This window comes from Actinokineospora spheciospongiae (assembly GCF_000564855.1).
Taxonomy (GTDB): domain Bacteria; phylum Actinomycetota; class Actinomycetes; order Mycobacteriales; family Pseudonocardiaceae; genus Actinokineospora; species Actinokineospora spheciospongiae.
In genome coordinates, this window is sequence record NZ_AYXG01000083.1 from 17096 (window position 1) to 41879 (window position 24784).

Below are 24784 nucleotides of genomic sequence, written 5' to 3' on the forward strand. Positions count from 1 at the left end.
ACCTACGCGCCGACCCCGCGGAAGGCGTCCACCCCGGTCAGCCGAGCCGACAGGTCCCACAACCGCGCCGCCTGCTCCGGGTCCACGGCGTAGTCGCGGACACCCGACGGGGCACCCGCCTCGGCGGGCTCCGCGACCTCGCAGTCCTCCAGGTAGAGACCACCCAACCCGTCGAGCCGCGGGGACGTGGCCGCCCAGACCTGGGTCGCGGCACCCTGCTCCGGGGACTTGAAGTCCACCAGGACCGTGCCGTCCTCGGCGTACCACCCGCGCTCCACCATCTCCTCGCGGCTCAGGTGGCGCTGCAACGGGGTCAGGATGCCCCCGGGGTGCACGGCGAAGGCCCGCACCCCGTGCGCGCGGGCGAGCGCGTCGAGCCGCACGGCGAACAGCACGTTGGCCGTCTTCGCCTGGCCGTAGGCCTCCCACTTGTCGTAGTCGCCCGAGGTGAAGTCCGGGTCGTCCCACCGGATCGGCGAGCGGTGGTGCCCGTACGACGACACCGCCACGACCCGCGCACCCGGCCGCAGCGCGGGCCACAACCGGTTCAGCAGGGCGAAGTGGCCCAGGTGGTTGGTCGCGAACTGCGCCTCCCACCCGGGGCCGACGCGGGTCTCCGGGCACGCCATGACGCCCGCGCTGTTGATCACCAGGTCGATCCCCCGGTCCGACGCCAGGAACCCGTCGGCGAACGCGCGCACGCCCTCCAGGTCCCCGAGGTCGAGCGCGGCCGTCTCCACCCCCTCGATCCCCGCCAGCGCCTCCGCCGCCACCGCGGGCCTGCGCGCCGGAACGACGACCCGCGCACCCGCTGCGGCGAGGGCGCGGGTGGTCTCCAGGCCGATCCCGGAGTAGCCACCGGTGACGATGGCGAGCTTGCCGTCGAGGTCGATCCCGGCCAGGACCTCGGCCGCCGTGGTTCGCCCGTTGAAACCGGAACCGATCTTGTGCTGCTGGCTGACTGTCATGGGACCAGGCTAGGAACTGGAGTGCGCTCCAGGTCAAATCCCGCAGCTCAGCGCCCCGGGGTCCTGCCACCCCACCCGATACCAGCCTCTCGGCCTCGCAGCGGGTTTTGGTTCGGCAGTGATCGGTGCTGACGGTGTTTCTGGTTATCTTGATACAGGTTAGTTGGAGTGAATACCTGATTTGGGAGCGATCAGTCGCCTCTAGGTGGTGCAGCGTTCGAAGTGGCGCGGGAGTGGGAGAGCGGATCAGCCCGCGCTGACCGCACACCTCGTCGACGACCTGCACACGCAGGTCATCACGGCCCACACGGTCTTGCCGTCGCGGGAGCGGCGGACCCCCCACTCGGTGAGCCCGTCGACGATGGCCATCCCCCGGCCCCGCAGCCGGGTCGGGTCACCGGACACCACGCGCGGTGGCGCGCTGGAGAAGTCGTCGATCTCGACGGTGAGCAGCCCGCGGGAGTGGTCGTGGCGGACGCGGAAGCCGCCGATGCCGCCGCCGTGGTCGAAGGCGTTGGCCACCATCTCGACGCACACGGCGAGGAACATGTCCGCCTGCTCGGAGGCCAGGAACTCCAGGTCGGCACCGATGATCGAGCGCAGTTCCGCAGCGGAAGCCACCGAGGGGACAGCGTGTCCCATTGTCATTCTCCAGCCCGAGTGTCCACGAAACGGACTTACCGTACCCGCACCGCGCACGGGCGCGCAGAGCGCCCACCACTCGCGTGCGCAGGTGAACACGCCTCGAAACACACCCTGACAACTCGAACCCGCCTTGGCCGAAGCGACGGTGGGAAGCCGGATGAAAACCCGCCTCCGATTCGACGAAGGTCCACGAATCGGAGCCAGGCCCCGCCGGGAACCACTCCCCCGGTGCGAACCCCGAACACCGCTCTGGTTCGACACCGCCATCCCGAGCACCGCGGCGATTTCGCCATGCCCCGGAATGCGAGCAAGCCGATGGCCAACCCGACCTGGCCGCCACCGACACGGCCGCCGGGGACACCGCGTGGCTCGGCCGGGTCGGTGGAGCCCCTTCCGCTCGACCCGCTGTTTGTATACATTGCATGCAATGGACGTTTACGACGAGGTCCGCGGCCTGATCGTGCTCGGCACGTACCCCGCCGGACAGCCGATCACCGAGTTGGAGCTGTGCGAACGGCTCGGCGTCAGCCGCACGCCGGTCCGGGAAGCGTTGCGGCGCCTGGAAGGCGACGGCCTGGTGCGGGCCGCGCGGCGCGGTGTGACCGTCGTCGAACTGGATGCCAAGGCGCTGCGGGACGCCTACCTCGTGCGCGCCTGCTTGGAGGCGTTGACCGCGGAGTCGGCCGCGCGCAGGCAGCGGGACGGCGAGCTGTCCCCGGCGAACCTCGCCCGGCTCGTCGAGCACGCCGACCTGGCCGATCAGGCCACGCGGCAGGGGGACCTGGTCGCGGGTGTCCGGCACAACCGGGTGTTCCACGGGTACGTCGCCACGCTCGCGGACAACCCGGCGGCGTCGGAGGTGCTGGTTCGGATCTGGGACCAGATCACCGTCTCCACGCGGGCCTCGTTGACCGCGCCTGCCCGGCCGGTCCTGGTGGACGACGAGCACCGGCAGTTGATCGACGCCATCGCGGCGGGCGATCCGCAGCGGGCTGCCGCCCACGCGCGTGAACACGTCCTGTCCACGATGTCCGTTCTCACCGAACGAGGAGGAGAAACGTGAGCAGGCAGCACGACTACCGGGTCACGGTGCGCTGGAGCGGCGACACCGGAGCGGGCTACCGCGACTACGTGCGCGACCACGACGTGGTCGTCGAGGGCAAGCCGGTGCTGAAGGGCAGCGCCGACCCCGCGTTCCGCGGCACGTCCGAGCGGTGGAACCCGGAGGAGCTGCTGGTCGCCTCCCTGTCGGAGTGCCACATGCTCACCTTCCTGTCGCTGTGCGCACGGGCAGGCGTCGTGGTGACCGGCTACGTGGACGCCGCCACCGGTGCGATGCGGGAGAAACCGGGCAACAGCGGCCGGTTCACCGAGGTCGTGCTGCGGCCGGAGGTGACCGTCGCCGACCCGGCCATGGTCGAGCGGGCCGAGGCGCTGCACGAGCGGGCGCACGACACGTGCTTCATCGCCAACTCGGTGAACTTCCCCGTCCGGCACGAACCGACCACGACCAGTTCGTGAACGCGGCTCGTCCGTGATCGGGCCGGTTCGGCCCGACCAGGGCGGAGTCCACCGCCAGACCGGGTTCCACGATCACGCCGCGGGGGATGCGCGTCATCGGCGAGGCGATCGACCGCCCACTGCGCTGGGCGGCACTGTCCCCCTGACGTGGGTCGAGCGGCCGCGCGGGGTTGTCCGCAGCGGCAGGCACCGACGGGTGGTGACCCGCGCTGGGCAGTGCGGCGTGGCCGCGGTGAACGTCGATGACGTGGCGGGACACCGAGCAGTACCCCACCCGCCGCACGAAGAGATGGGGCGCCGTGCGACTCTCCGGATGGGGGTTCGGAGAGCCGCACGGCGCCCAGGGCCGCACGGAAACCGGGGCGGCGGCGGAGCGGTTGATCGCCGGGGCGCTGGCGGCCCACCGGGGCAGGCCACCGGGGACCTGCCGGATTCGCTGGAGGCCGACCTGCGGGCCGCCGGGATCGCGGTCGCGGTCCGGCCGGAACTCCGCGACCCCGCCCGCGTCCCGGCTGACACCCGCGTCCGACGCGGTACCGGACACGGTGGTGGAGCACCCGGCCGCCACCACGCAGGACACGACCCCCACGAGCACACCCACGCGCACGACCCGCTCCCTCCGGCCCCACGTCACCGCCGAACCGGAGGTTAGCGAATCCGCGCCGGGCGGGTGCCCGTTCGAGGCACCCGGGGTCGGTCTCACCAGGCGACGGTTCCCTCGTCGTCGAAGAAGCCGCCGGTGGGGCCGTCGTCGTCCAGGGTCGCCAGCATCACCGGGGTGGCGGCGCCCTGGGCGGCGGTGCGGTGCCCGGAGTGGCCGTTGAGGTCGGTGGCGCAGTGGCCGGGGCAGGCCGCGTTGACCCGGAGCCCCGGTTCGACCTTGGCGTAGAGGGCGGTGACGGCGTTGAGCGCGGTCTTGGACGGGACGTAGGCCAGCGACGGGGGTGAGGTGCCTGCCGCCATCCCGGCCAGTGAGCCGACGGAGCTGGAGACGTTGACGATCCGGCCGTGCCCGGACGCCCGCAGCAGCGGGAGCAGGGCCTCGGTGACGGCGATGACGCCGAAGACGTTGGTCTCGAACGCCTCGCGGATCGTGGTGAGGTCGGCTTCGCCGGGGGCGTTGAGCTTGCCGCCGGTGATCCCCGCGTTGTTGACGAGGACGTCGAGCCGGTCGAGGCTCGCCGCCGCCCGCTGGATCGAGGCCGGGTCGGTCACATCCAGTTGGAGGAAGCGCGCCCCGGTGTCGGCGGCGGCCTTCTCCCCCCGCTCGGCGTCCCGGCCGCCGAGGTACACGGTCAGCCCGCGGTCGACGAGCTGCTTGACGATCTCCAGGCCGATCCCCTTGGTGGCGCCGGTCACCAGTGCTGTGGTCATGTCCCCAGTGTTGTGCCTGCTCAGCGCGGGGTCCAAGACCGGTTGGGTGGCTCTCGATACCCTGGGGGTATGGATTCCCGAGAGCTGCGGTACTTCGTCGCGGTGGCCGAGGAACTGCACTTCGGCCGGGCGGCGACGCGGCTGGGCATGGCGCAGCCACCCCTGTCCCGCGCGATCCAGCACCTGGAGCGCAGGATGGGCGTCGCGCTGCTCGACCGCACCAGCCGCTCCGTGGCGCTGACCGCCGCGGGTGAGGTGCTGCTGCGCGAGGGCAGGCGGGTGCTGACCGCGCTGACGGCCGCGGAGCGGCGCACCCAGCGGGCGGGCAGTGCGCGCCTGGTGCTGGCGATGAAACCGGTCAGCGACGGCGACCTGCTGGGCGAAATCCTCGCCGACTACGCGGCCGACCCGGCCTCGATCGAGGTGGAGGTGCGGATCTGCGGCATCGGCGAGCAGTCGGGGCTGCTGCGCGCGGGTGAGGCGGACGCGGCCCTGCTGCGCTTCCCCCACGACGACCCGGAGGGCTTCGCCCACGAGGAACTGCTGACCGAGCGGGACGTGGCCGTGCTCCCCCGCACGCACCGCCTGGCCGACCGCGGGTCGCTGACCATGGCGGACCTGGACGGCGAGCAGTTCCCGCACTGGCCGGGCCACCCGCCCAACGGGGGCCCGCTGGTCCGCGACACCGCCCAGCTCATGCAGTTGATCGCCCTGGGGCGCACGATCGCACTGCTGCCCGGGTCGGCCAGGCAGCACCTGCGCCCGGACCTGGTCAGCGTCCCGGTCACCGACGCCCCGATGACGACGATGGCGATCGCCTGGCCGGAGGACTCCCGCTCGCGCCCGCTGGCCGCTTTCGTCGAGGCGGCGGTGAAGGTCGCGCGGCGGTGACCCGGGGGTCACCGCCGCGCGTCCAGGGTGATCGGCGCGCTCAGCCCAGGGCCGGGTCGGTGGCACCGTCGGCGCAGGCGTACTTGGCGAGGTCCCAGCCCGCGCCGGTGGCGCCCGCCCGGTAGGCGGCCTCGTAGAAGTCGAGGACAACGGCGCGGCGGTCGCCCGCCCCGCGGACCGCGTCGTAGGGCAGGACGGCCAGGTGGCTGCCGCCCCGGTCGACCCAGGTCGCCCCGGCGGGCAGCGGGTGGTCGGTGGTGCCCGCCGGTTCGGGGGCGGTGTAGGAGTAGAACGCCGGGTCGGGGAAGGTCGGGTCGCCGAACCAGAAGCCGAAGCTGACGACCTCGCGGGAGTAGGCCTCCCGGGTCACCGGGTCGGTCGTCGGCGGGTGGTCGACGACCGTGTCGGAGAAGCGGGTCAGGGCGAGGTCGAAGGTGTGCCAGAAGTGGTGCACCGGGCTGGTCTTGCCGGAGAACCGGCCCGCGAACTCCTCCAGCACCACGTTGACCTGGCTGAGCACCTGCCAGTACCGGGTCACGGCGGCCGGGTCGTAGGTGGCGTGCTCGGTGTCCTGCGCGAACGGCCGGTCCGCGTCGGGCAGGTCGAACGGCCGGGCATCGACGATGCCCGCCGGGTCGACCCCGACCGCGCGCAGGGCGCCCAGGACCTCGGCGTGGAAGCTCGCCACGGAGTGGCCGCCGAGCGGGAACGACGCCGACCGGCCGTCGATGGCGTTCACCGCGAGGGTGTGCTCGACGAAGTCGAAGTCCACCGCGAACGTCGGGTCCACGCCCATCGGGCGGGTGGTGATGCCCCGGCCGGTCAGGTGGAAGGGCACGTTCCACCAGTGGTTGCGGCGGGGGCTGGCCGCGAGGCGGACCTTGCCGACCACCTGCGCGAAGCGGTGCAGGGTCGCCAGGGTGTCCGACCACTCGGCGTACGGGATCGGGGGGAAGAGTTCCATCAGTCGCTGTCTCCGGAGAAGGTGCGGTCCGCCCAGGTGCCGAAGCGGGTCCAGCCGACCGTACCGTGGTCGCGGCGCAGGGCGGCGATGTCGGCCTGGTAGCCGTCGCCGTTGAGGAAGCGCCACATCGCGGACATGTCCGGGCTGGTGATCGACTCCAGCGGCACGTGCTCGTGGCGCACGGGCCGCCCCAGGGCCGCGCCCAGGTCGTGGGCCATCTGCGCCGGGGTGGGGGCGTCGCCCGCGAGTTCGACGCGGGCACCCGCGTACTCGCCGGGGGCGGCCAGGACCTCGGCGACGAACCGGCCGAGGTCGTCGCGGTCGAGCTGCTGGAGCGGGTGGTCGGCGGGCAGCGGCAGCGCGAGCACCCCGGCCCGCAACTGCGCCGCGCCGCCGAGGGCGTTGTCGAAGAAGTACGTCGGCGCCACCACCGTGTGGGGCACGTCCCCGGCGGCCAGTTCCCGCTCCACCGCGGCCTTGCTCTCGAAGTGCGGCACCCCGGTCCCGGCGGTGGCCCCGGCGACGGAGGCGAACACCAGGTGCGGCAGGCCCGCGTCGGTGGCGGCGCCGAGGATCGCCCGGCCCTGCGCCACCTCAGCGTCCACACCGGACTCGAACGGCGTGGTCAGCGCGAAGGCCGCGGCCGCCCCGGACATGGCGGCGGCCAGCGCGGCCCGGTCGGTGAACCCGCCCACCGCCAGCTCGACCCCGGCGGCGGCCAGCCGGGCCGCCGCCGGGGCGGCCGGGTCGCGGACCAGCGCCCGCACCGGCCACCCGGCGTCGCGCAGCGCGCGCAGCACGGCGCCACCCTGCCCGCCGGTGGCCCCGAGGACCAGGACGGGCGGTTCGGACCGGGTCACGCGTCCCCTCCCACCGCGCGGAGGGCCGCGCGGACGACGTCGGCGAAGGCGCCGTGGACCAGGACGGCGGTGGCGGCGCTCACGCGTGCAGGGCGTCGTGCAGGAAGTCGCCGCCCTGGCGGGTGGCGGCCTTCGCGGCGTGCGTGTCGCGCATGGCGTCGACCATGACGAAGTCGTGGATGATGCCCTGGTAGCGGACCGCGGTCGTGGGCACGCCCGCGGCGCGCAGCTTGGCGGCGTAGGCCTCGCCCTCGTCGCGCAGGACGTCCGCCTCGCCGACGATCACCAGTGCCTGGGGCAGGCCAGCGAGGTCGTCGAGGGTGGCGCGCAGCGGTGAGGCGGTGATCTCGGCGCGCTGGGCCGGGTCGGTGGTGTACTGGTCCCAGAACCAGCGCATCCCGTCGCGGGACAGGAAGTAGCCGGAGGCGAACTCCTCGTAGGACGCGGTGTCGAAGTTCGCGTCGGTGACCGGGTAGAACAGCAGTTGCGCGGCCAGGGCGGGGCCGCCGCGCTGCTTGGCCATCAGGGTGATCGCGGCGGTCATGTTGCCGCCCACCGAGTCACCGGCCACGGCGATGCGGGTCGGGTCGATGTCGTGCTCGGCGCCGCTGGCGGCGATCCACTGGAGTGCGGTGTAGACCTCCTCGATCGCCACCGGGTAGCGGGCCTCGGGCGAGAGGCTGTAGTTGGTGAAGACCACCGCGGCGCCCGCGCGGACCGCCAGCTCGCGGACCAGGCGATCGTGGGTGTGCGCGTTGCCGAACACCCAGCCCGCGCCGTGGGTGTAGAGGACGGCGGGCAGCACGCCGGTGACACCCGCGGGGCGGACGACGCGGATCGACACCTCACCGGAGGGGCCGCCGGGGATCGTCAGGTCGGTGATGTCGGCGTCGGGCCGCTCGACGCCCTCGCCGGACTGGACACCGTCCACGGCCTTGCGCCCCTCGACGGGGCCGAGGTCGTAGAGGAACGGGGGCTTGCTGGTGGCGTCGGCGAATTCCTGGGCGGCGGGTTCGAGTACCGGTGTGTCGGTCATGCCGCCAGCCTGCGCCGCGCGGCCCCGGTCGCGCATCGGTCGAACGACGCAAGTGGGGTCAGCGCGGTGCCAGCGCTTCGCTGAGGAAGGCGGCGCCCTGGCTGATCGCCGCTCGGGCCGCCGGGGTGTGTTGCAGGGCACGCAGTGACACGAAGTCGTGGGTGGTGCCCAGGTAGCGGGTTGCGGTGACCGCCACTCCGGCCGCCCGGAGCCTGCGGGCGTACTCCTCCGCCTCGTCCCGGACGACGTCGGCTTCGGCGGAGACGACCAGGGCCGGGGGCAAGCCGGTGAGCTGCTGCGGGGTGGCGCGCAGGGGGGCGGCGGTGGGCTCGGTGAGGTCGGCGGGGCGGTCGGCGTACTCCTGCCAGTACCAGTGGGTCTGCTCGCTGCTGAGCAGGTAGCCGTCGGCGAAGAGGCGGTGTGAGCGGCTGCCGCAACTGGGGTCGGTCAGGGGGTAGTAGAGCAGTTGGGCGCGGATGCGGGGGCCGCCGCGCTGCTTGGACAGCATGGTCAGGGCGGTGGCCAGGGTCGCACCGGCGCAGTCGCCCGCGACGGCCAGGCGGGTGCCGTCCAGGTCCAGGTCGGTGGCGTTGGCCACGGCCCAGGTCAGCAGCGAGTAGCACTCCTCGATCGCGACCGGGTAGCGGGCCTCGGGGGTGCGGGTGTACTCGGGGACGACGAACGCCGCCCCGGAGGCGAGGGCGAGTTCGCGGACCAGCCTGGCGTGCGTGCGGCCGTCGCCGAGCATCCAGCGTCCGCCGTGGACGTAGAGGACGACCGGGAGGGGCCCGGGCAGGTGGGCCGGGCGGAACACGGTGAAGCCCACCAGGCCGGACGGTTCCAGCGGTGCCACGGCGAACCGGGCGTGCACGCGCTCGTCGTCGCCCGCGTGCTCCTGGGACTCCAGCAGGGCCAGCCTGCCGTCGTCCGGGCCGAGCTGTTGCAGGTGCGGCGGGGCGGCGGAGGCGCGCACCAACCGGTCGACCGCGGGGTCGAGGACCACGGGGACGCGCTCCGGGGGAACGTCACCCACGTCGATCCGGTCGGATTCCATCGGCTTCACCTCGGTGTGATCCTACGGCGCGGGGCGCCGCGCCCACCACTCCCCGGCCATTCGGAGGTACCGTTCCGGGACAGGCGAGGGGGGTCGGCGGAGCACCCGGGAGGCGCGTGTGGACCTGGTCGGGCGCACGGCGGAGCACACCGCCGTCCGCGACGCCGTCGACGGCGCGGCTTCCGGGCCGCGGGCGCTGCTGCTGCTCGGCGACCCCGGCGAGGGCAGGACGACGCTGCTGGCCGCGGGCACCGAGCGGGCGACCGCGGCCGGGTACCTGGTGCTGGCCGGGCAGGGGTGCCCGGCGGAGTCGGAGCAGCCGTTCGCCGCCCTGCACCAATTGCTGCGCCCGGTGTTGACCGCTGTGGACGACCTGACCGCGCACCTGCGCGACGCCGTGCTGACCGCCTTCGGCCTGGCCCCGGGGGTGCCGGACCCGACGTCGCTGCGGGTGGCGGTGCTGACCCTGCTCGGGGCGCTGTCCGCGCGGCGGCCGGTGCTGCTCGTCGTCGACGACGTGCACCTGGCCGACCGGGACTCCTGCGCGGTGCTGGGCTTCGCGCTGCGCCGCCTGAGCACCGAGCGGCTGGTGGTGCTGCTGGCCGCGCGCGGCGCGGTCCGACCGTCCCGGGTCGACGCGTCCGTGCCCGCGGTGGTGCTGGGCCCGCTGTCGGAGGGCGACGCCGCCCGGCTCCTCGACGCGCTGCCCGGCGCCCCGACCGGCCGGGCCCGGCTCGACGTGCTGCGGCAGGCGGCGGGCAGCCCGCTGGCCCTGGTGGAGCTGGCGCGGGCGGTGGGCGGCACCGCCGCGCCGTGGGTGCGGGAGGTCTTCGCCGACCGGCTGCGCGACCTGCCCGAGGACACCCGGCGGCTGCTGGTCTACGCCGCCGCCGACCACGATGACCTGGCGACCACCATGGCCGCCGCGGGCATCGGCGACGACCTGACCCGCTGGGCACCCGCGGAGGACGCGGACCTGCTGTCCATCGCGGACGGGCGGGTGCGGTTCCGGCACCCGCTGGTCCGCGCCGCCGCCTACCACGGCGCACCCGCCGCGCTGCGCGCCCGCGTCCACCGCGACCTGGCCGACGCCCTGGCCGCGACCCCGGACCGCCGGGCCTGGCACCTGGCCGCGGCGGCGGTCGGACCGGACGAGGACGTGGCCGCGGCCCTGGAGGGGACCGCGGCCCTGGCCCGGCTGCACGGTGGGGTCTTCGCCGCCGCGCGAGCCCTCGAACGCGCCGCGGAGTGCACCCCCGACCCCGGGGAGCGGGCGCGCCGGTACGCCGGGGCGATCACCGCGGCCGACGACGTCGGCGACCCCGCCTGGGTCCGCGACCTGCACCGGCAGGTCACCCGGCTGACCGACGACCCGGACGTGCTGGGCGTGGCGGCCTGCGGGGCCGGGCGCGCCCTGTCCCTGTCGGCGCGCCAGCGCGAGGCGTTCACCCTGCTCCTGACCGGCCTGCGCGAGCAGCGCCCGCGGGCGGTGGGCACCGCGCTGGCGCTGACCGGCGCGCTCGCCGCGGTGTCGGTCCAGTCAGGACTGCCCGAGCACCGCGCGCCGCTGCCGGACCTGCTCGCCCGCCTCGACCGCGACGCGACCGGTCCGGCCGCTCCGCAGGTGTGGGCGGTGCTGCGGGAGGACCTGCTCGCCCACGCCGACCCCGCCGCGAACGCCGTCCGCATCGTCCGGTCCGAGCACGCCGCGGTGCACCGGGGCCTGACCGGGGCCGCCGAGGTCACCCGGCTGCTGTGCCTGGGGTCGGTGGCCTGGCTCGCCGACGAGTCCGACACCGCCGTCACCGCGTTCCGGCAGGCGCTCGCCGCGCCGCACCCGCAGCGGTCGACCGGCGCGGTCGTCCGGTGCGCGCCCGCCCTGGCGTCGGCGTTGATCGCCACCGGCCGCTGGGCCGAGGCCGATGACCTGCTCGACGAGGTCTCGGTGGTGGCGGCCGTGCACCGCCTGCACCACCTCGCCGCCGACGTGGTGGCGCTGCGCGCGGAGCTGGTGGTCCTGCGCGGCGGTCCGGGGGCCCGGGTGGCGCCGGGGTGGCCGTCGATCGAACTGGACGAGAACCGCGCCACCCACGCCAGGCTCCTGCGCGCCGCGGGCCTGGCCGCCCTGGTCGACGGGGACGGGGAGACCGCCTACCGCCACTTCCGCGCCCTCTTCGCCGCCGACGGGACGCCCCTGCACCACGTGCTGTCCGCCCATTCCGTCGCCGACCTCGCCGCCGCCGCCCGCCTCACCGGCGACGCCGGGCACGCCGACGACACCGCCGCCCTGATCGCGGCCGAGCGCGCCCGCCACGGCGGGCAGCCCACCACCCGGATGCGCCTGCTCCTGCGCCACGCCGAAGCCCTGGTCGGGGAGGTCGAGCGCGCCGACGGCCCGGCCCCGCTCGCCGACACCGAACGCGCCTACCGGCTGGCCGTGGTCGACCCGGCCGGTGAGCAGTGGCCGCTGGAACGGGCGTGCGCCCGCCTGCACTACGCCCGCTGGCTGCGCAGGCGCCGCCGCGCCCTGGAGGCCCGCCCCCTGCTCAGCGCCGCACTGGACACCTTCACCCGGCTGGGCGCGGTCGACCTCGCCGACCGCACCCGGGCCGAACTGCGCGCCAGCGGCGCCGCTCCCGACCCCGCGCCCGCGGCCGACCCGCTCGCGGAGCTGACGTCGCAGCAGCGCGAGATCGTGCGGTTGGCCGCCCGCGGCCTGCGCAACCGCGAGATCGCCGAGCAGTTGTTCCTGTCGCACCGCACGGTCGGCTCCCACCTGCACGCCGCCTACCCGAAGCTGGGCATCAGCGGCCGCCACCAACTCCGCGACGTCCTCGGCGACCACTGACCGCGCCGGACGGGCTGCCTGCCCGCGCGGGCGGGGATAGGGTTGGTGGCGTGGCAGAGCAGAGCACGGACACCCCGGCAGGCAGCGAGAACTCCGAGCACACCGAGGGCGGCAAGTACACCGTCGCGGGCAAGGAGTTCACCAGGGACACCAACTACATCAGCACGCGGATCACCGCCGACGGGCGCGACGGGTTCCCGGTGGAGCCCGGGCGGTACCGGCTGATCGCGGCGCGGGCGTGCCCGTGGGCGAACCGGGCGATCATCGTGCGCAGGCTGCTGGGCCTGGAGGACGCGATCTCCATGGGGCTCGCCGGTCCCACGCACGACGCGCGGTCGTGGACGTTCGACCTCGACCCGGGCGGGCGGGACCCGGTGCTGGGGATCGAGCGGTTGCAGGAGGCGTTCTTCAAGCGGCAGCCGGATTACCCGCGCGGCATCACCGTCCCCGCCATTGTGGACACCACCACCGGCGCCGTGGTCACCAACGACTTCCCGCGGATCACCGAGGACTTCTCCACCGAGTGGCGCGAGCACCACCGCGCCGGGGCACCGGACCTGTGGCCCGAGGAGCACCGCGACGAGATGGCCGAGGTCAACAAGCGGGTCTTCACCGAGGTCAACAACGGCGTCTACCGGTGCGGGTTCGCGGGCAGCCAGGAAGCCTACGACAAGGCCTACGACCGGCTCTGGACCGCGCTGGACTGGCTGGAGGAACGGCTCACCGACCGCCGCTACCTCGTCGGCGACACCATCACCGAGTCCGACGTGCGGCTGTTCACCACCCTGGCCCGGTTCGACCCGGTGTACCACGGGCACTTCAAGTGCAACCGGAACCGGCTGACCGAGATGCCCGCCCTGTGGGCCTACGCGCGCGACCTGTTCCAGACCCCGGGTTTCGGCGACACGACCGACTTCACCCAGATCAAGCAGCACTACTACATCGTGCACAAGGACATCAACCCCACCGGCATCGTCCCCGCCGGACCCGACCTGTCCGACTGGGTCACCCCGCACGGCCGCGAGTCCCTGGGCGGCAGGCCCTTCGGCGACGGCACCCCGCCCGGCCCGACCCGCGAGTCCGAGCGGGTGCCCGAGGACGCCACTCCCCTGCGCTGACGGGCCGGAGTGCGTGCCGATCAGGCGAACCGGCGGGGGCCGACCAGTGCGGCGATGCCGATGAGCAGGTAGCCGACGGTGGGGCCGAAGGCGCCCGGGCTGAGGTCGGTGAGGTCGACGCCCTTCGCCAGGTCGACCACGGCGGACACGTGCACCCCGGACAGCGCAAGCAGGACCACCCCGGCGATGCGGCGGAACATGCTGATCGCCGTCTTCAACGCGAACGCCACGCCGATCGCCAGCACGAGCGCGCCCGCCCCGATCGCCAACTGCTCGGCGCTGAACCCCTGCTCGACGCCGAACAGCCCGGTGAACGGCCCCAGCCCGAAGCGCAGTGCCACGTACCCGAGTCCGAGGAGGGCGAGCCCACCCCAGACGACCTTCATCGCCACCGACTCCAGCACGGCGGAGAAGGCCAGCAGCACGCCGAGCACGACCAGCGGGTAGCTGAACAGCAGGACGTACCAGTCGCCGAAGTCCTTGGGGCCGCCGTCGGCGGAGACGGTCTTCCACAGGTCGATCAGGGAGGCGGAGTTGCCGCCCGCGCCGGTCAGCCAGGGCAGCAGGGTGAGGCTGACGACCTGGACCAGGGTGCCGAGCAGCGCCAGCACCATGCCCAGGCCGGGGACGCGGAACCCGCCGCCGCCCGATTCGGACCGCTGCGACCGCTGCCGCTCGGGTCGCGGGCTGGGCGGCCGTTGGGCGCGGGGTTCCCGGGTCTGCGGGCGGTGGCCCGCAGGCTGGTGGCCGCCGTCCTGGTACCCGGATTCGCGGTACGGCTGTGCGGGGTGTCCCTGCTCGCGCCACTGGTCCTGGTGGGGCCTGCGCGGCGGGTGGGGCGGTTCCGACATGCGGAGACCGTACAGTCCTCAGGCCGGGACCACGAAGTACCCGCCGCCCACCGCGAGCAGGTACGGGTGCAGGGCGTCGGCGGTGAGGCGCTGCTGGGCGAGGGCGAAACCCGTGCTGAAGTCGTTCTGGAAGGCCATGAACACGACCCCGTCGTCGCCGGGGGTTCCCTCGTAGATCCAGGAGCGGCGGAGCATGCGCGGGGCGGGGGTGCCGGGGGTGCGCGGGTTCATGGTGCGCACGTGGGAGTCCAGCGGGGTGGTGGCGCCGTCGGGGTCGGCGCCGAAGTCGGGGGTGCCCAGTGGGGGTGTGCCGTCGAGCCAGGTGCCGTCGGGGTGGCGGCCGAGGACGCGGCGCTGGGTTTCCGGGGGGTCGGCGTCCCAGAGTTGGTGGGCCATGCGGATGACCCGGACGGCGACGAGGCTCGCGCCGGAGGGCAGCAGGATCGCGTCGGCGGTGTTGGTCTGGCCTTCGACGAAGCCGAAGGGGTTGCGCTGCAACGGTTTGCTGTCCGCCGCGGCCACGACGTCGCGGCGGACGGGGGTGCGCCAGCGGACCGCGAGACCGGGGAGGTCGGCGAGGACGTCGTCGAGGCGGCGGGAGCACTCGGCCTGGTCGTCGCCCTCCACCTGGACGAAGGCGTCCGGGTGGGTGCGTTCGGGGAGCAGGACCTCACCGGGGAAGTCCGGCATCCGGCCCGCCTCGGGGGCCAGGGTGGCGCCGAGGCCGACCATGACGTCCGGGGCCCGGGCGGCCAGCAGTGCCTCGCGGGCGGCGGGGGCCGCGCCGAGGAAGGCGATGGCGCCCGCCGGGCGCGGGGTGCGCAGCGCGGGGTGCAACCCGGACCGGTCCGGGGGTGCACCGGGGTCGGCGCAGGCGGCGAGGCAGGCCAGGGCGGCGAGTCCGGCCGTGCGGCCCAGCAGTTCCCGCCGGGTCAGCGGGCTCATCCGGAGCTGCCGCCGGGGCGGCTGCCGACCTCGAACACCAGGTGGCCCCGGTCCTCCCGGGCGGTCAGCCGGGCGGTGACCGCGTCGGCCACCGCCGCGTCGGCGGCGTCCACGGCGAGCAGGTTGGGCGAGGACCACTCCAGCAGGCCGCCCGCGGCGGCCAGGTCGGCGGCGACCGCGTCGCGTTCGGCCCTGCCGAGCGGGGACTCGCCGAACCAGGCGCGCAGGACCGAGCGGCCGGAGCGCACCCGCACCTCGACCAGGTCGTAGGCGGCGTCGGTGGTGACGACGTCGCCGAGGGCCACGTCGTAGAGGAAGAACGGGACGCAGCACACCTCGAACCGGTGCTCGCCGAGCCTGCGGGCCCACAACTGCTCGCTGCGGCCGGGTTCCGGCAGGGGCGCTCCGATGATGAAGTCGGAGCGCTCCCGCCACACCGGTTCGGGGTGCACGGCGTCCTGGGTCACCGGGGCCACCAGCTCGGCGGCCAACTGCCGCGGTAGCCCGCAGGCGGTGTCTTCGGCACGGTCCCGGAGCCCTTCGACGCGTTGCAGTGCGGGCAGGTCGTCTGCGCGTTCGGCAGGGTGGCGTCGCCGCCCTTCACCCGGGGGATCGCGTGGTCGACCTGCGGGGTCTTGGTCTCCATCCGACAATACACACAGGTGCTCGGGTTCTCCTTGAGTGCCTGCTGCCGCACGCTTTCCGGGAACCGCTTGCCCGCGGTGGGGCCGCCGGAGGAGCCGGGTTTGATCCCCGGGAAGGACTTGCCCGCCGAGCCGAGCCAGCCGCCGAGGGCGCCCACCGCGCAGCCCGCCGCCGCGGAACCGCCGACACCGCCCCAGCCCCAGTCGACCTTGCGGCCGGAGAGGCGCTGCCCGAGGTAGTCCATCGCGGCACCGGAGGCGGCGCCGACCAGGCAGCCGACCACGATGGGGTTGTTGCCGGAGGGGTCGGTGTAGTTGGTGGGCGAGTTCTCCACGTAGGCGTAGAGGTTCGTGCCGCCCTGGATGCCGATCGGGTCCTCGGAGACGAACCGCTGCGTGCCGGGGCTGTAGTAGCGGCCGCGGTACTGCATCAGCCCGGTGCCGTCGTCCTGGCGGCCGGTGAAGCCGAGGTCGGACCCGCGCTTGTCACCGGTGGTCGTCGGCACGCCGAACGGGTCGGTGGCCAGGTCGGCGGCGGTGGTGCCGTCGGCGCGGCCGAGGGCGATCGGGGAGCCGAGGGCGTCGGTGAGGGTGGTGTCGGTGGTCCCGGCCTTGGTGCGGGCGAACCACTGGTCCACTCCCCCGGACAGCAGGCTCGCCGACAACGCGCCGGTGCCGTCCAGTTCGGCGGCGGCGTTCGCCCCGTCGTAGAGGAACCTGGTGGTGACGCCGCCGACCGTGCGGGCGCTGCGGTTGCCCGCCGCGTCGTAGGTGTAGGTCCCGGTGAGGCCGGTCTTGCTTGTCCCGGTCAGCTCGCCGCGGGCGTTCCAGGTGTAGGTGGTGGTGCCGTCGGAGGTGAGGTTGCCGTCGTTGTCGTAGGTGACGCCCGCGCCGACGAGCTGGTTGGCGTCGTTGTAGGTCTGCGCGGTGCGGGCGGTGGGCAGGGTGGTCCTGGCGAGGGTGCCGGTGACCGCGGCGAGCCTGCCGGTGGGGTCGTAGGCGTAGCCGATGGCGCCCTTGGCGGTGCCGCCCTGGGCGTAGGCGATGCCGGTGACCTGGTTTGCGGCGTCGTGGGTGTAGGTCTGGGTCCAGCCGCCGGGCAGGGTGACGGTGGTCGGCCTGCCCGTGGTGTCGCGGGCGACGGTCACCGACTCGGTGCCGCGGGTGACCCCGGTGAACCAGCCCGCCGCGTCGTAGCTGTAGGTCGTGGTGGGCAGGCCGGGCAGGGTGGTCGTGGTGTGCCGGTCGACGGCGTCGTAGCCGTGGCCGGCGGTGCCGTTGGGGCCGGTGGTGCTGACCAGCCGGTCGCGGGCGTCGAAGGTGTGGGTGGTGGTGCCGCCCGCGCTGTCGGTCAGCGCGGTGAGCCGGTCGAGGGCGTCGTAGGTGTAGGTGACCTGCGATTGCTGCGCGGTCGCGCTGGTGACCCCGAACCGGGTCTTGGTCGGGCGGTCGAGGGCGTCGTAGGTGGTCTCGGTGCGCAGGCCCGCGCGGCTCACCGACGCGGTGGGTCGGCCCGCGGCGTCGTAGGTGGTGGTGGCGCCGCGGTTGAGCGGGTCGGTGGTGGAGGTGGCCCGGTCCTGGCCGTCGTAGGCCCAGCGGGTGACCTTGCCGCGCTGGTCGGTGAAGGTGGTGACGTTGCCGCCCGCGTCGTAGGCGTAGCGGCTGACGCCCCCGTTCGGGTCGGTGATGGCGATCGGCTGGTTTTGCGCGTCGTACTGGGTGAGCGTCGAGGCGCCGAGCGGGTCGGTCTCCTTCACCGGCCTGCCCGCGGCGTCGACGAACATCGTCGAGACGCGGCCCAGCGGGTCCTTGACCGAGACCGGTGACCCGGCCTCGTGGGTGATGGTGGTGACGGCGCCGCCGGGGGTGGTGACCGTCGCCGCCCGGCCCGCCGAGGTCCAGGTCATGGTGGACTTGCGGCCCAGCGGGTCGGTGACGGTGAGCGGGTTGCCCTTGGCGTCGTAGGTGTAGGTGGTGGTCTTGCCCGCCGCGTCGGTCGTGGTCAGCGGCTGGTCGAACGGACCGTAGGTGACCTGCCCGGTCACGTACTGGTCGGCGGTGCCCACCAGTGCGGTGATCGCGGTGGGCCGCTGCTGGGCGTCGTAGGTGTAATTGGTGCGCCGGTTGTAGGGGTCGACGACGGCGTCGATGCGGTTGTCGGGGCCGCGAACGTAGGTGGTGGTGCGGGCCAGCGACGTGCCGAACGCGGTCGTGTCGGAGGCGACCATGTGGTTGGCGTCGAAGGTGACGCGCCGGACCGAGCCGTTGGGCTGGGTCACCCTGGTCTCGGTGACCTCGTTCGCCGCGTCGAGGGTGTAGGCGAACTGGTAGCTGCCGCCGTCGGCGAGGTTCTGCCGCTGCACCCGGCCGTTGGCGTCGTAGACGACGTCGAGGTAGGCCACGCCGCGCGCGTCGGTCATCCGGGTGATGCGGTTGGCGGAGTCGTAGGTGTAGCTGGAGACCTTGCCCGCCACGTCGGTCACCGTGGCCAGGCGGCCCGCGGTGTCGTAGGTGTAGAGGACCTGGCGGCCGATGTTGTCGTAGGCGCGGGTGACGCGGGCCGAGGAGTCGTAGTCGAAGGAGATCCACCGGCCGCTGGGCGAGAGGATCTGCGAGACCTCGCCGTTGCTGCCGCCGTTGCGCACAAACATGATCTGGTTGCCGTTGCGGTCCTGCATGGCGCGGGCGCGGGCGTACCAGGGGAAGAAGTACTTGGTGCCGTCGCGCAGGGACAGCACCCAGTCACCGTTGACCTGGGCGATGGTGGAGCCGGTGAACCTGCCGGGTGAGCCGACGGCGCCGAAGACGGCGTCGGTGTACCCGGTGCCGGGAGAGGTGCGGGTGTAGTGCGCCCGCCCGCCGCCGGGGGTGTAGACGTCGACCTCCTGGTACTGCTGCTCGGAGGCCAGGAACAGGTTGAAGTCGGAGCCGGAGTTGAGGCCGAACTCGCGGCTGTGGTTGTCGCCCTGCCAGTACTGGCGGTTGACCGAGATGGGCAGGGTGTCGTTGAGGCCGAGGTCGGTGTGGGTGTCGGTGAGCAGGCCGGTGGACAGGTCCACCGGGTCGCCGGAGAGCTTGTCGAGCAGGTCCTGCCACCACGGCTTGTCCGGCTTGGGGTTGCCGCCGGTGTTGAACATGGCCCCGTCGAGGGTCCACAGCCGGGTCTTGTCGTCGGGCACGACCTGGCGGGCGTCGGCGCTGACCCTGCCGTGGCCGTAGACGTACCAGCCCTTGTCCAGCGGGTCGTAGTTCCAGAAGTCCACATCGGACCCGGCGGGCAGCCCGGTGTAGTTCGGGTACACCACGCTCGCGCCCTGCGGGAAGATCGACGCCCCGCCCGGCTGCACGGTGAAGTACACCGGCACGATCCCGTTGCGCGGCAGCGGGTACGGCGACCGGTCCAGCGGGATGGCGGTGATGCCCAGCTCGCGCACCACGTTGCCGTCCATGTCGCGCACCACCGAACCGGCGGGGATGCGCACCTCCAGCCCGGGGATGTCCGGGGTGCTCAGCACGGTGTCCCGCGCGGTCGGCGCGTCGAGCTTCTGGGTGTGCTTGGTGTCCAGCCGCGGCAGCCACACCGTGGCGTCGAGCGCGGTGGTGGCGCCCTCGACGACCTTCGCGCGGATGCGGAAGGTGCCGTAGCGGGCGGGTTCGGTCTTCGCGGCGAGGCCGTCGACGATCACCGTCGTGGCGTTGGCGCGCACCCCCCGGACGAGGAACCGGCCCTGGGCGTCGGTGGTGGTGCGGACGTTGTCCACCCGGACGGGGATGCCGCCGAGCGGGGCGCCGTCGAGGCCGCGGACGTGGCCGCTGACGGCGGTGACGCCCTTGTCGGCCACCAGGTCGGCCACCGGACCGGGGTCGGAGCGGCGGGTCAGCCAGTCGCGGCCCGCCAGGCTGCCCGCGTCCGGCTTCCAGGCCGCGGACGTCCTCGGGTCGCCGTCGGGCAGCGGGGTGGCGGCGTTCGGCGAGTCGGGGGCGGCGTCGACCACGGCCTCGCGAGCGGGCGGGGCACCGACCGGGGCGGGCGTGCGGTCGAGCGCGGCCAGGCGCTTGGTCTCGTCCTGCGCGGCCACCACCGGGCTGACCGGCTGGGTCGCCTTGGGCGCGGGCGGCGGGTTGACGGGCGGGACGGCGGCGAGGGCGGTGGTGACGGTGGCGGTGAAGGTGCTGCCGCCGACGAGCGCGGCGCCCGGGCCCATGACCAGCCTGTGGGCGCCGGTGGTGGGCAGGGTGATGTCGAGGGTGTAGTTCGGGTACTGGGTGGAGCCGACCCGGTTGCCGTCGGGGCCGGTGACCCACCAGGTCATCCCGCAGCAGCCGAAGGCGGCGGACGTGGCCGAGGACTGGATGACGACCCGCTGGCCCGCCGTGCCGGAGAACCCGGAGTAGGCGTCCTGGCCGGGGCTGGTGACGGTGATGGTCTTGGCCGTGCCGGTGAGCGGCAGGGCGCCCGCGTCGAGGTCGGCGGGGACGTTCCAGGCGGTGAGGGTGGTGGAGCCGACGAGCGTGCTGTCCGGGTCCACCCAGATCTTGTAGGTGCCGGTCTGCGGCAGGACCGTGGTGTCGAGCGTGTAGTTCGGGTACTGGGTCGAGCCGACGCGGCTGCCGTCGGGGGCCTGCAACCACCAGGTCAGCCCACAGCAACCGAACACCGGGGACGTGGCGGACGACTGGATGATGACCCGCTGGTTCGCCGTGCCGGAGAACGTGGTGAAGGCGTTGCGGCCGGGGTCGGTCGTGGTGACGGTCTTGGCGGTGCCGGTGAGCGACTGCGCACCCGCGTCCAGGTCGGCGGGGACGTTCCAGGCGGTCAGGGTGGTGGAGCCGACCAGGGCGCTGTCCGGGTCCACCCAGAGCCTGTAGGTGCCGGTCTGGGGCAGGGTGGTCGTGTTGGGCGTGTAGTTCGGGTACTGGGTGGAGCCCACGCGGCTGCCGTCGGGGGCCTGCAACCACCAGGTCAACCCACAGCAACCGAACACCGGGGACGTGGCGGACGACTGGATGATCACCCGCTGGTTCGCGGTGCCGGAGAAGGTGCTGAAGGCGTTCTGGCCGGGGGTGGAGATGGTGAGCGTCTTGGCGGCGCCGTCGAGCGGCTGGGCGCCGGTGTCCGCGTCGGCGGGCACGTTCCAGGCGGTGAAGGTGGTGGAACCGACCAGGGCGCTGTCCGGGTCGACGATCACCTTGTAGGTGCCGGTCTGCGGCAGGGTGGTCGTGTTCAGCGTGTAGTTCGCGTACTGCGTGGAACCCACGCGGCTGCCATCGGGCGCCTGCAACCACCAGGTGAGCCCGCAGCAGCCGAACTCGGGTGAGGTGGCGCTCGACTGGATCAGCACCCGCTGGCCCGTGGTGCCGGAGAACGTGGTGAAGGCGTTCTGACCGGGGTTGGCGATGGTGACGGTCTTCGCCGTGCCGGTCAGCGGCAGGGCACCCGCGTCCGCGTCGGCCGGGACGTTCCAGGCGGTGAACGTGATCGACCCGATCAACGCGCTGTCCGGGTCGACGATCACCTTGTAAGTGCCCGTTTGCGGCAGGGTGGTCGTGTTCAGCGTGTAGTTCGGGTACTGCGTGCCGCCCACCCGCGTGCCGTCCGGCGCCTGCAACCACCAGTTCAGGCCGCAGCAGCCGAAGGCCGGGGACGTGCCGCTGGACTGGATGAGGACCCGTTGGCCCGTGGTGCCCAAGAACGTGGTGAACGCGTTCTGGCCGGGGTTGGCGATCGTGACGGTCTTCGCCGTGCCGGTCAGCGGCAGGGCACCCGCGTCCGCGTCGGCCGGGACGTTCCACGCGGTGAGGGTCAGGGAGCCGACTAGGGCGTTGTCCGGGTCGACGATCACCTTGTAGGTGCCGGTCTGCGGCAGTGCGATCGTGTTGAGCGTGTAGTTGGGGTACTGCGAGCTGCCGACCCGGGTGCCGTCGGGGGCGGCCAGCCACCAGGTCAGGCCGCAGCAGCCGAAGGCCGGGGAGGCGCCGCTGGACTGGATCAGCACGCGCTGGCCCGTGGTGCCGGAGAACGTGGTGTAGGCGTTGCGGCCGGGGTTGGTGGTGCTGACGGTCTTGGCCGTGCCGTTGAGCGGCTGCGCACCGGCGTTGAGGTCGGCGGGCACGGTCCAGGCGGAGAACGTCAGCGAACCGACGTTCGGGCCCGAGGGGTTCATCCAGATCTTGTACGTGCCCGCCTGGGTGAGGGTCGTGGTGTTCATCGTGTAGTTCGGGTAGAACGTGCTGCCCACCCGCGTGCCGTCCGGGGCCTCCAGCCACCACTCCAACCCGCAGCAGCCGAACGCCGGGGACGCCGCGCTGGACTGGATCAGCACCCGCTGGTCCACCGCGCCGGTGAACGTGGTGTACGCGTTCTGGCCGGGGCTGGCGATGGTCACGACCTTGGCGGCGCCGGTCAGCGGCTGGGTGCCCGCGGCGAGGTCCTTCGGGACCTTGTGGACGGTGACGGTGGTGGTGCCCGCCGAGCCGGTGTTGTTGTACAGCAGCAGGGAGCGCAGGCCGGGGCCGGTCGCCGGGCCGGGCTCGATCCAACCGCCGGTGCCGACGCAGTTCGCCGCGCCCACCTGCTTGTTGCGCTCGTCGTAGGTCCACGAGTCCAGCCCGCAGTAGCCGAACGTGCCACCGCTGAGGGAGACGGCGAACCGCTCGCCGTCGGCGGCGGCGAAGTGGCGCAGGGCGTACTTGCCCGCCGCGACCGGGACCGGGGTGGCGGTGCCGACCGGGATGGCGGCGGCGGTGTCGAGGGTGGCCGGGGTCGCCGCGCCCGGGGGCACGACCAGCACGGCCGTGCTGGTGGCGGTGCCCGCCGGGGTGCTGAGCTGCACGGTGCCGCTGCCGACGCCCGGCGGCACGGTGACGGTGAGCGTGGTCGCGGTCCGGGCGGTGACCGCGGCGAGGATGCCGTTGACCCGCACCAGGTTGTTGGCGAACTCGGGGTCGGGGTTGGTGACGGTCAGCGTGACGGGGGTGCCGACCGCGGCGGTCTTCGGGGTGAAGTCGGAGATCGTCGGCTTGTCGTTGGCGAGAACGGTGACACCCGCCAGCGACGCCGTCCCCGCCGAGGTGGTGACGGTGACCGCGCCGCTGGTCGCGGTCGTCGGCACGGTGATGGTGAGCTTGTCGGCGGCGGCGGTCTTGACGGTGGCCGTGGTGCCGTTGACCTTGACGGTGTTCGCCGAGGTCGTGGTGGCGAACCCCTTGCCGGTCAGGGTGACCGTGTCCCCCGCCCGCACCCGGCTCGGCACGGCGGACAGCACGGCGACCGCCGGGGTGCCCAACCGGTCGACGGACGCGACGTTGCCCGTGGCGTCGTAGGTGTAGCGCGCGATCGACCCGTCGGCGGCGACGACGCCCACCAGCCTGCCCGCGGCGTCGTAGGCGTAGGACGCCGCGCCGGGCGGCGGGTCGGCCTGGGGTGCCGCGGCCCGGGCGGGAGCGGCTGCGGCTGCGGGGGTGGGGGCCGGTGCGGCCTGCGCGGGAGCGCTGACGGCCGTGACCGTCGAGGCGACCACCGCCAGGACGGACAGCAGGACCGAGGGCAGTCGTCGTCTCTGGCGCACGTCAGTCTCCTTGACCGGCAACGCGAACGGCGGCACGGATGTCGATCCGCCCATCGCGTCGCGGACCGGCCGCGTAACAGCGCGGCGGCCCCCGGCGGAGAGATTCGGACAAGCGCCGCAAACCCGGGTACCGGACAGTCCAACGGCGGCGTCCGAACGGCCCTCGACCGCCCCGCCCCGGCCGTACGGCCGACGAGGTGCGCCGTGCTAGACGCCGAAGGCCGCCGGGTAGCGGACCACGCCGGTCGGGGTGGGGCGGGTGGGGTCGAGGGCCAGTGCCAGGAAGGCGTCGTCGGGGACCTCGAACGGGGCGCGCACGCCGAACCGGGAGGCGGGGGTGAAACCGAAGCGCGGGTAGTAGTCGGCGTGGCCCAAGACCACGACGAGGTTCTCGCCGAGGCGGCGGGCGGCGTCGAGGCCGGTGCGGATGGCGGCGGACCCGGCGCCCGTGCGCTGGTGGGCGGGCAGGACGGCGCACGGCGCCAGCGCGAGCGCCGGGGCGTCGCCGACGTGGCAGCGGGTGAGCAGGGCGTGCCCGACGACCTCGCCGTCGGCGGTCTCGGTCACGATCGACAGGCCGTCGATCCAGGCCAGCGGGTCGGCGCGCAGCGCGTCGACGAGGTCGGCCTCCTCGGAGGTCGGGAAGGCCGCGGCGTTGACGGCGTGGATGGCCTCGGTGTCGTCCGGGGTCTCCGATCGGGTGGTCCGCATGGGACTGCCTTCCTTCTGGTGCGCCTCGGGTCGCGCCCGGGTGGTCGGGGCGGTGGGTGAGTGGACCTTAAACCGTGTCCCGCACGGCCTTGATGAGACCGTCGACCTGGCCACCTGGTTGGTCAGCGCAGTGGTTCCAGCCGCTCGGTGATCTCCTCGCGCAGCTCGTGCCCCGGGGCAGTCCGCAGGCACCGGCTGCGGCTGCTTCCAGCACCGCGTTCGCGGGTGGTCGGCGCCCAACACCCTCCGCCGCGCCCGCCACACCTGCTCGTTCAGGGCGACCGCCTCCGCGGACCGACCGTCGGTCTGGAGCGCGATGGCGAGGTTGTTGGCCGAGGCCAACGTTCATCGTCGTAACGATGCCCGGCCCGACTGGTGATGACCACCTGCACCGCACCCCCAGCGGGCAGGTGCGGGTGCACCGCGTCGGCCTCGGTCACGTTGTCGAACACGAGCAGGGCCGGGTCCTCGCGGGTGTTGAACGTGCGGCGGAGCCGGTGCGGGACTCGGGCAGGGCGCCGCTGACGACCCGGTCGGGCCGGTCGGGACCTGCGTGCTGGTGGAAGTGCACGCCGCCGAGGACGCGGTCCGCCTGGACGACGTTCTGCGCGGCGCCACTGATTTCGTAGCTCGACATCGTCCCTCGCAGCGCCGCGCCTGCCCCGAGCGCCCAGTCCAACCAGTACGGGCGGCTTGGATCAGGAACTCCGAACCCCACCCGCGCCGCCCGCTTGCGCAATCGGGGGACGCGGCGATTCCAACCGGAGCACACCCGTGGCGGCGGAC

At 73.7% G+C, this 24784-nt stretch carries 18 protein-coding genes and 1 pseudogene; 5 read left to right on the forward strand and 14 right to left on the reverse strand.

Annotation, left to right across the window (positions count from 1 at the left end; genetic code table 11):
• Positions 1 to 2: 2 nt before the first annotated feature.
• Together UO65_RS11835 and UO65_RS33230 are read right to left on the reverse strand one after the other, a co-directional pair.
• The gene (locus tag UO65_RS11835; RefSeq protein WP_035281736.1) at positions 3 to 968 is read right to left on the reverse strand and encodes an SDR family NAD(P)-dependent oxidoreductase; all 966 of its coding nucleotides are present in this window, start codon (positions 966 to 968) and stop codon (positions 3 to 5) included.
• Between the two features lie 246 nt (positions 969 to 1214).
• Complete coding sequence (locus UO65_RS33230; protein ID WP_052021059.1) at positions 1215 to 1589, reverse strand: ATP-binding protein; 375 nt, start codon at positions 1587 to 1589, stop codon at positions 1215 to 1217.
• 451 nt (positions 1590 to 2040) lie between these two features.
• Here UO65_RS33230 and UO65_RS11845 point away from each other — a divergent pair, with 451 nt between their 5' ends.
• Positions 2041 to 2676 (forward strand): GntR family transcriptional regulator, encoded by a 636-nt coding sequence (locus tag UO65_RS11845; protein WP_035281738.1) that lies wholly within the window; start codon positions 2041 to 2043, stop codon positions 2674 to 2676.
• Positions 2673 to 3134 (forward strand): OsmC family protein, encoded by a 462-nt coding sequence (locus UO65_RS11850; protein ID WP_035281740.1) that lies wholly within the window; start codon positions 2673 to 2675, stop codon positions 3132 to 3134. The genes UO65_RS11845 and UO65_RS11850 overlap by 4 nt, the downstream gene beginning before the upstream one ends.
• Positions 3135 to 3833: 699 nt before the next feature.
• Here the strand turns inward: UO65_RS11850 and UO65_RS11855 are convergent.
• The gene (locus UO65_RS11855; protein WP_035281741.1) at positions 3834 to 4508 is read right to left on the reverse strand and encodes an SDR family oxidoreductase; all 675 of its coding nucleotides are present in this window, start codon (positions 4506 to 4508) and stop codon (positions 3834 to 3836) included.
• A 69-nt stretch (positions 4509 to 4577) separates the two neighbouring features.
• Here UO65_RS11855 and UO65_RS11860 point away from each other — a divergent pair, with 69 nt between their 5' ends.
• On the forward strand, positions 4578 to 5399 hold the full coding sequence (locus UO65_RS11860) for a LysR family transcriptional regulator (RefSeq protein WP_035281743.1): 822 nt from the start codon (positions 4578 to 4580) through the stop codon (positions 5397 to 5399).
• Positions 5400 to 5439: 40 nt separating this feature from the next.
• Here UO65_RS11860 and UO65_RS11865 read toward each other — a convergent pair whose 3' ends face one another.
• From UO65_RS11865 to UO65_RS11880, 4 genes are all read right to left on the reverse strand, one after another.
• Entirely contained in the window at positions 5440 to 6363 is a 924-nt protein-coding gene (locus UO65_RS11865; protein ID WP_035281745.1) for a DUF5996 family protein, read from the reverse strand.
• On the reverse strand, positions 6363 to 7223 hold the full coding sequence (locus UO65_RS11870; protein WP_035281747.1) for an NmrA family NAD(P)-binding protein: 861 nt from the start codon (positions 7221 to 7223) through the stop codon (positions 6363 to 6365). The genes UO65_RS11865 and UO65_RS11870 overlap by 1 nt, the downstream gene beginning before the upstream one ends.
• A 79-nt stretch (positions 7224 to 7302) precedes the next feature.
• Entirely contained in the window at positions 7303 to 8259 is a 957-nt protein-coding gene (locus UO65_RS11875; protein ID WP_035281765.1) for an alpha/beta hydrolase, read from the reverse strand.
• 58 nt (positions 8260 to 8317) lie between these two features.
• Positions 8318 to 9313, reverse strand: coding sequence for an alpha/beta hydrolase (locus UO65_RS11880; RefSeq protein ID WP_052021060.1), 996 nt, complete (start codon positions 9311 to 9313; stop codon positions 8318 to 8320).
• 118 nt (positions 9314 to 9431) lie between these two features.
• Between UO65_RS11880 and UO65_RS11885 the strand changes: the two genes are divergently transcribed.
• Positions 9432 to 12161, forward strand: a complete 2730-nt coding sequence (locus UO65_RS11885) for an AAA family ATPase (protein ID WP_052021061.1) — start codon at positions 9432 to 9434, stop codon at positions 12159 to 12161.
• A 158-nt stretch (positions 12162 to 12319) separates the two neighbouring features.
• On the forward strand, positions 12320 to 13279 hold the full coding sequence (locus UO65_RS11890; RefSeq protein ID WP_052021066.1) for a glutathione S-transferase family protein: 960 nt from the start codon (positions 12320 to 12322) through the stop codon (positions 13277 to 13279).
• A 20-nt stretch (positions 13280 to 13299) separates the two neighbouring features.
• Here UO65_RS11890 and UO65_RS11895 read toward each other — a convergent pair whose 3' ends face one another.
• The 7 genes and pseudogenes from UO65_RS11895 to UO65_RS36710 all read right to left on the reverse strand — a co-directional run bounded on the left by UO65_RS11895 (position 13300) and on the right by UO65_RS36710 (position 24635).
• On the reverse strand, positions 13300 to 14130 hold the full coding sequence (locus UO65_RS11895; protein ID WP_035281750.1) for a hypothetical protein: 831 nt from the start codon (positions 14128 to 14130) through the stop codon (positions 13300 to 13302).
• Positions 14131 to 14148: 18 nt separating this feature from the next.
• Entirely contained in the window at positions 14149 to 15075 is a 927-nt protein-coding gene (locus UO65_RS11900; protein ID WP_052021062.1) for a Dyp-type peroxidase, read from the reverse strand.
• Entirely contained in the window at positions 15072 to 15542 is a 471-nt protein-coding gene (locus UO65_RS11905; protein WP_200873367.1) for a DUF4265 domain-containing protein, read from the reverse strand. The genes UO65_RS11900 and UO65_RS11905 overlap by 4 nt, the downstream gene beginning before the upstream one ends.
• Complete coding sequence (locus UO65_RS11910) at positions 15539 to 23287, reverse strand: RHS repeat-associated core domain-containing protein (RefSeq protein ID WP_161784451.1); 7749 nt, start codon at positions 23285 to 23287, stop codon at positions 15539 to 15541. Before UO65_RS11910 ends, UO65_RS11905 begins: the two co-directional genes overlap by 4 nt.
• Before the next feature lie 207 nt (positions 23288 to 23494).
• Complete coding sequence (locus UO65_RS38045) at positions 23495 to 23998, reverse strand: GNAT family N-acetyltransferase (protein WP_035281754.1); 504 nt, start codon at positions 23996 to 23998, stop codon at positions 23495 to 23497.
• Positions 23999 to 24232: 234 nt separating this feature from the next.
• A pseudogene (locus UO65_RS38955) lies at positions 24233 to 24340 on the reverse strand (tetratricopeptide repeat protein); the annotation flags it as partial.
• Positions 24341 to 24434: 94 nt separating this feature from the next.
• Positions 24435 to 24635, reverse strand: a complete 201-nt coding sequence (locus UO65_RS36710) for a hypothetical protein (RefSeq protein ID WP_161784452.1) — start codon at positions 24633 to 24635, stop codon at positions 24435 to 24437.
• Between the last annotated feature and the right edge of the window lie 149 nt (positions 24636 to 24784).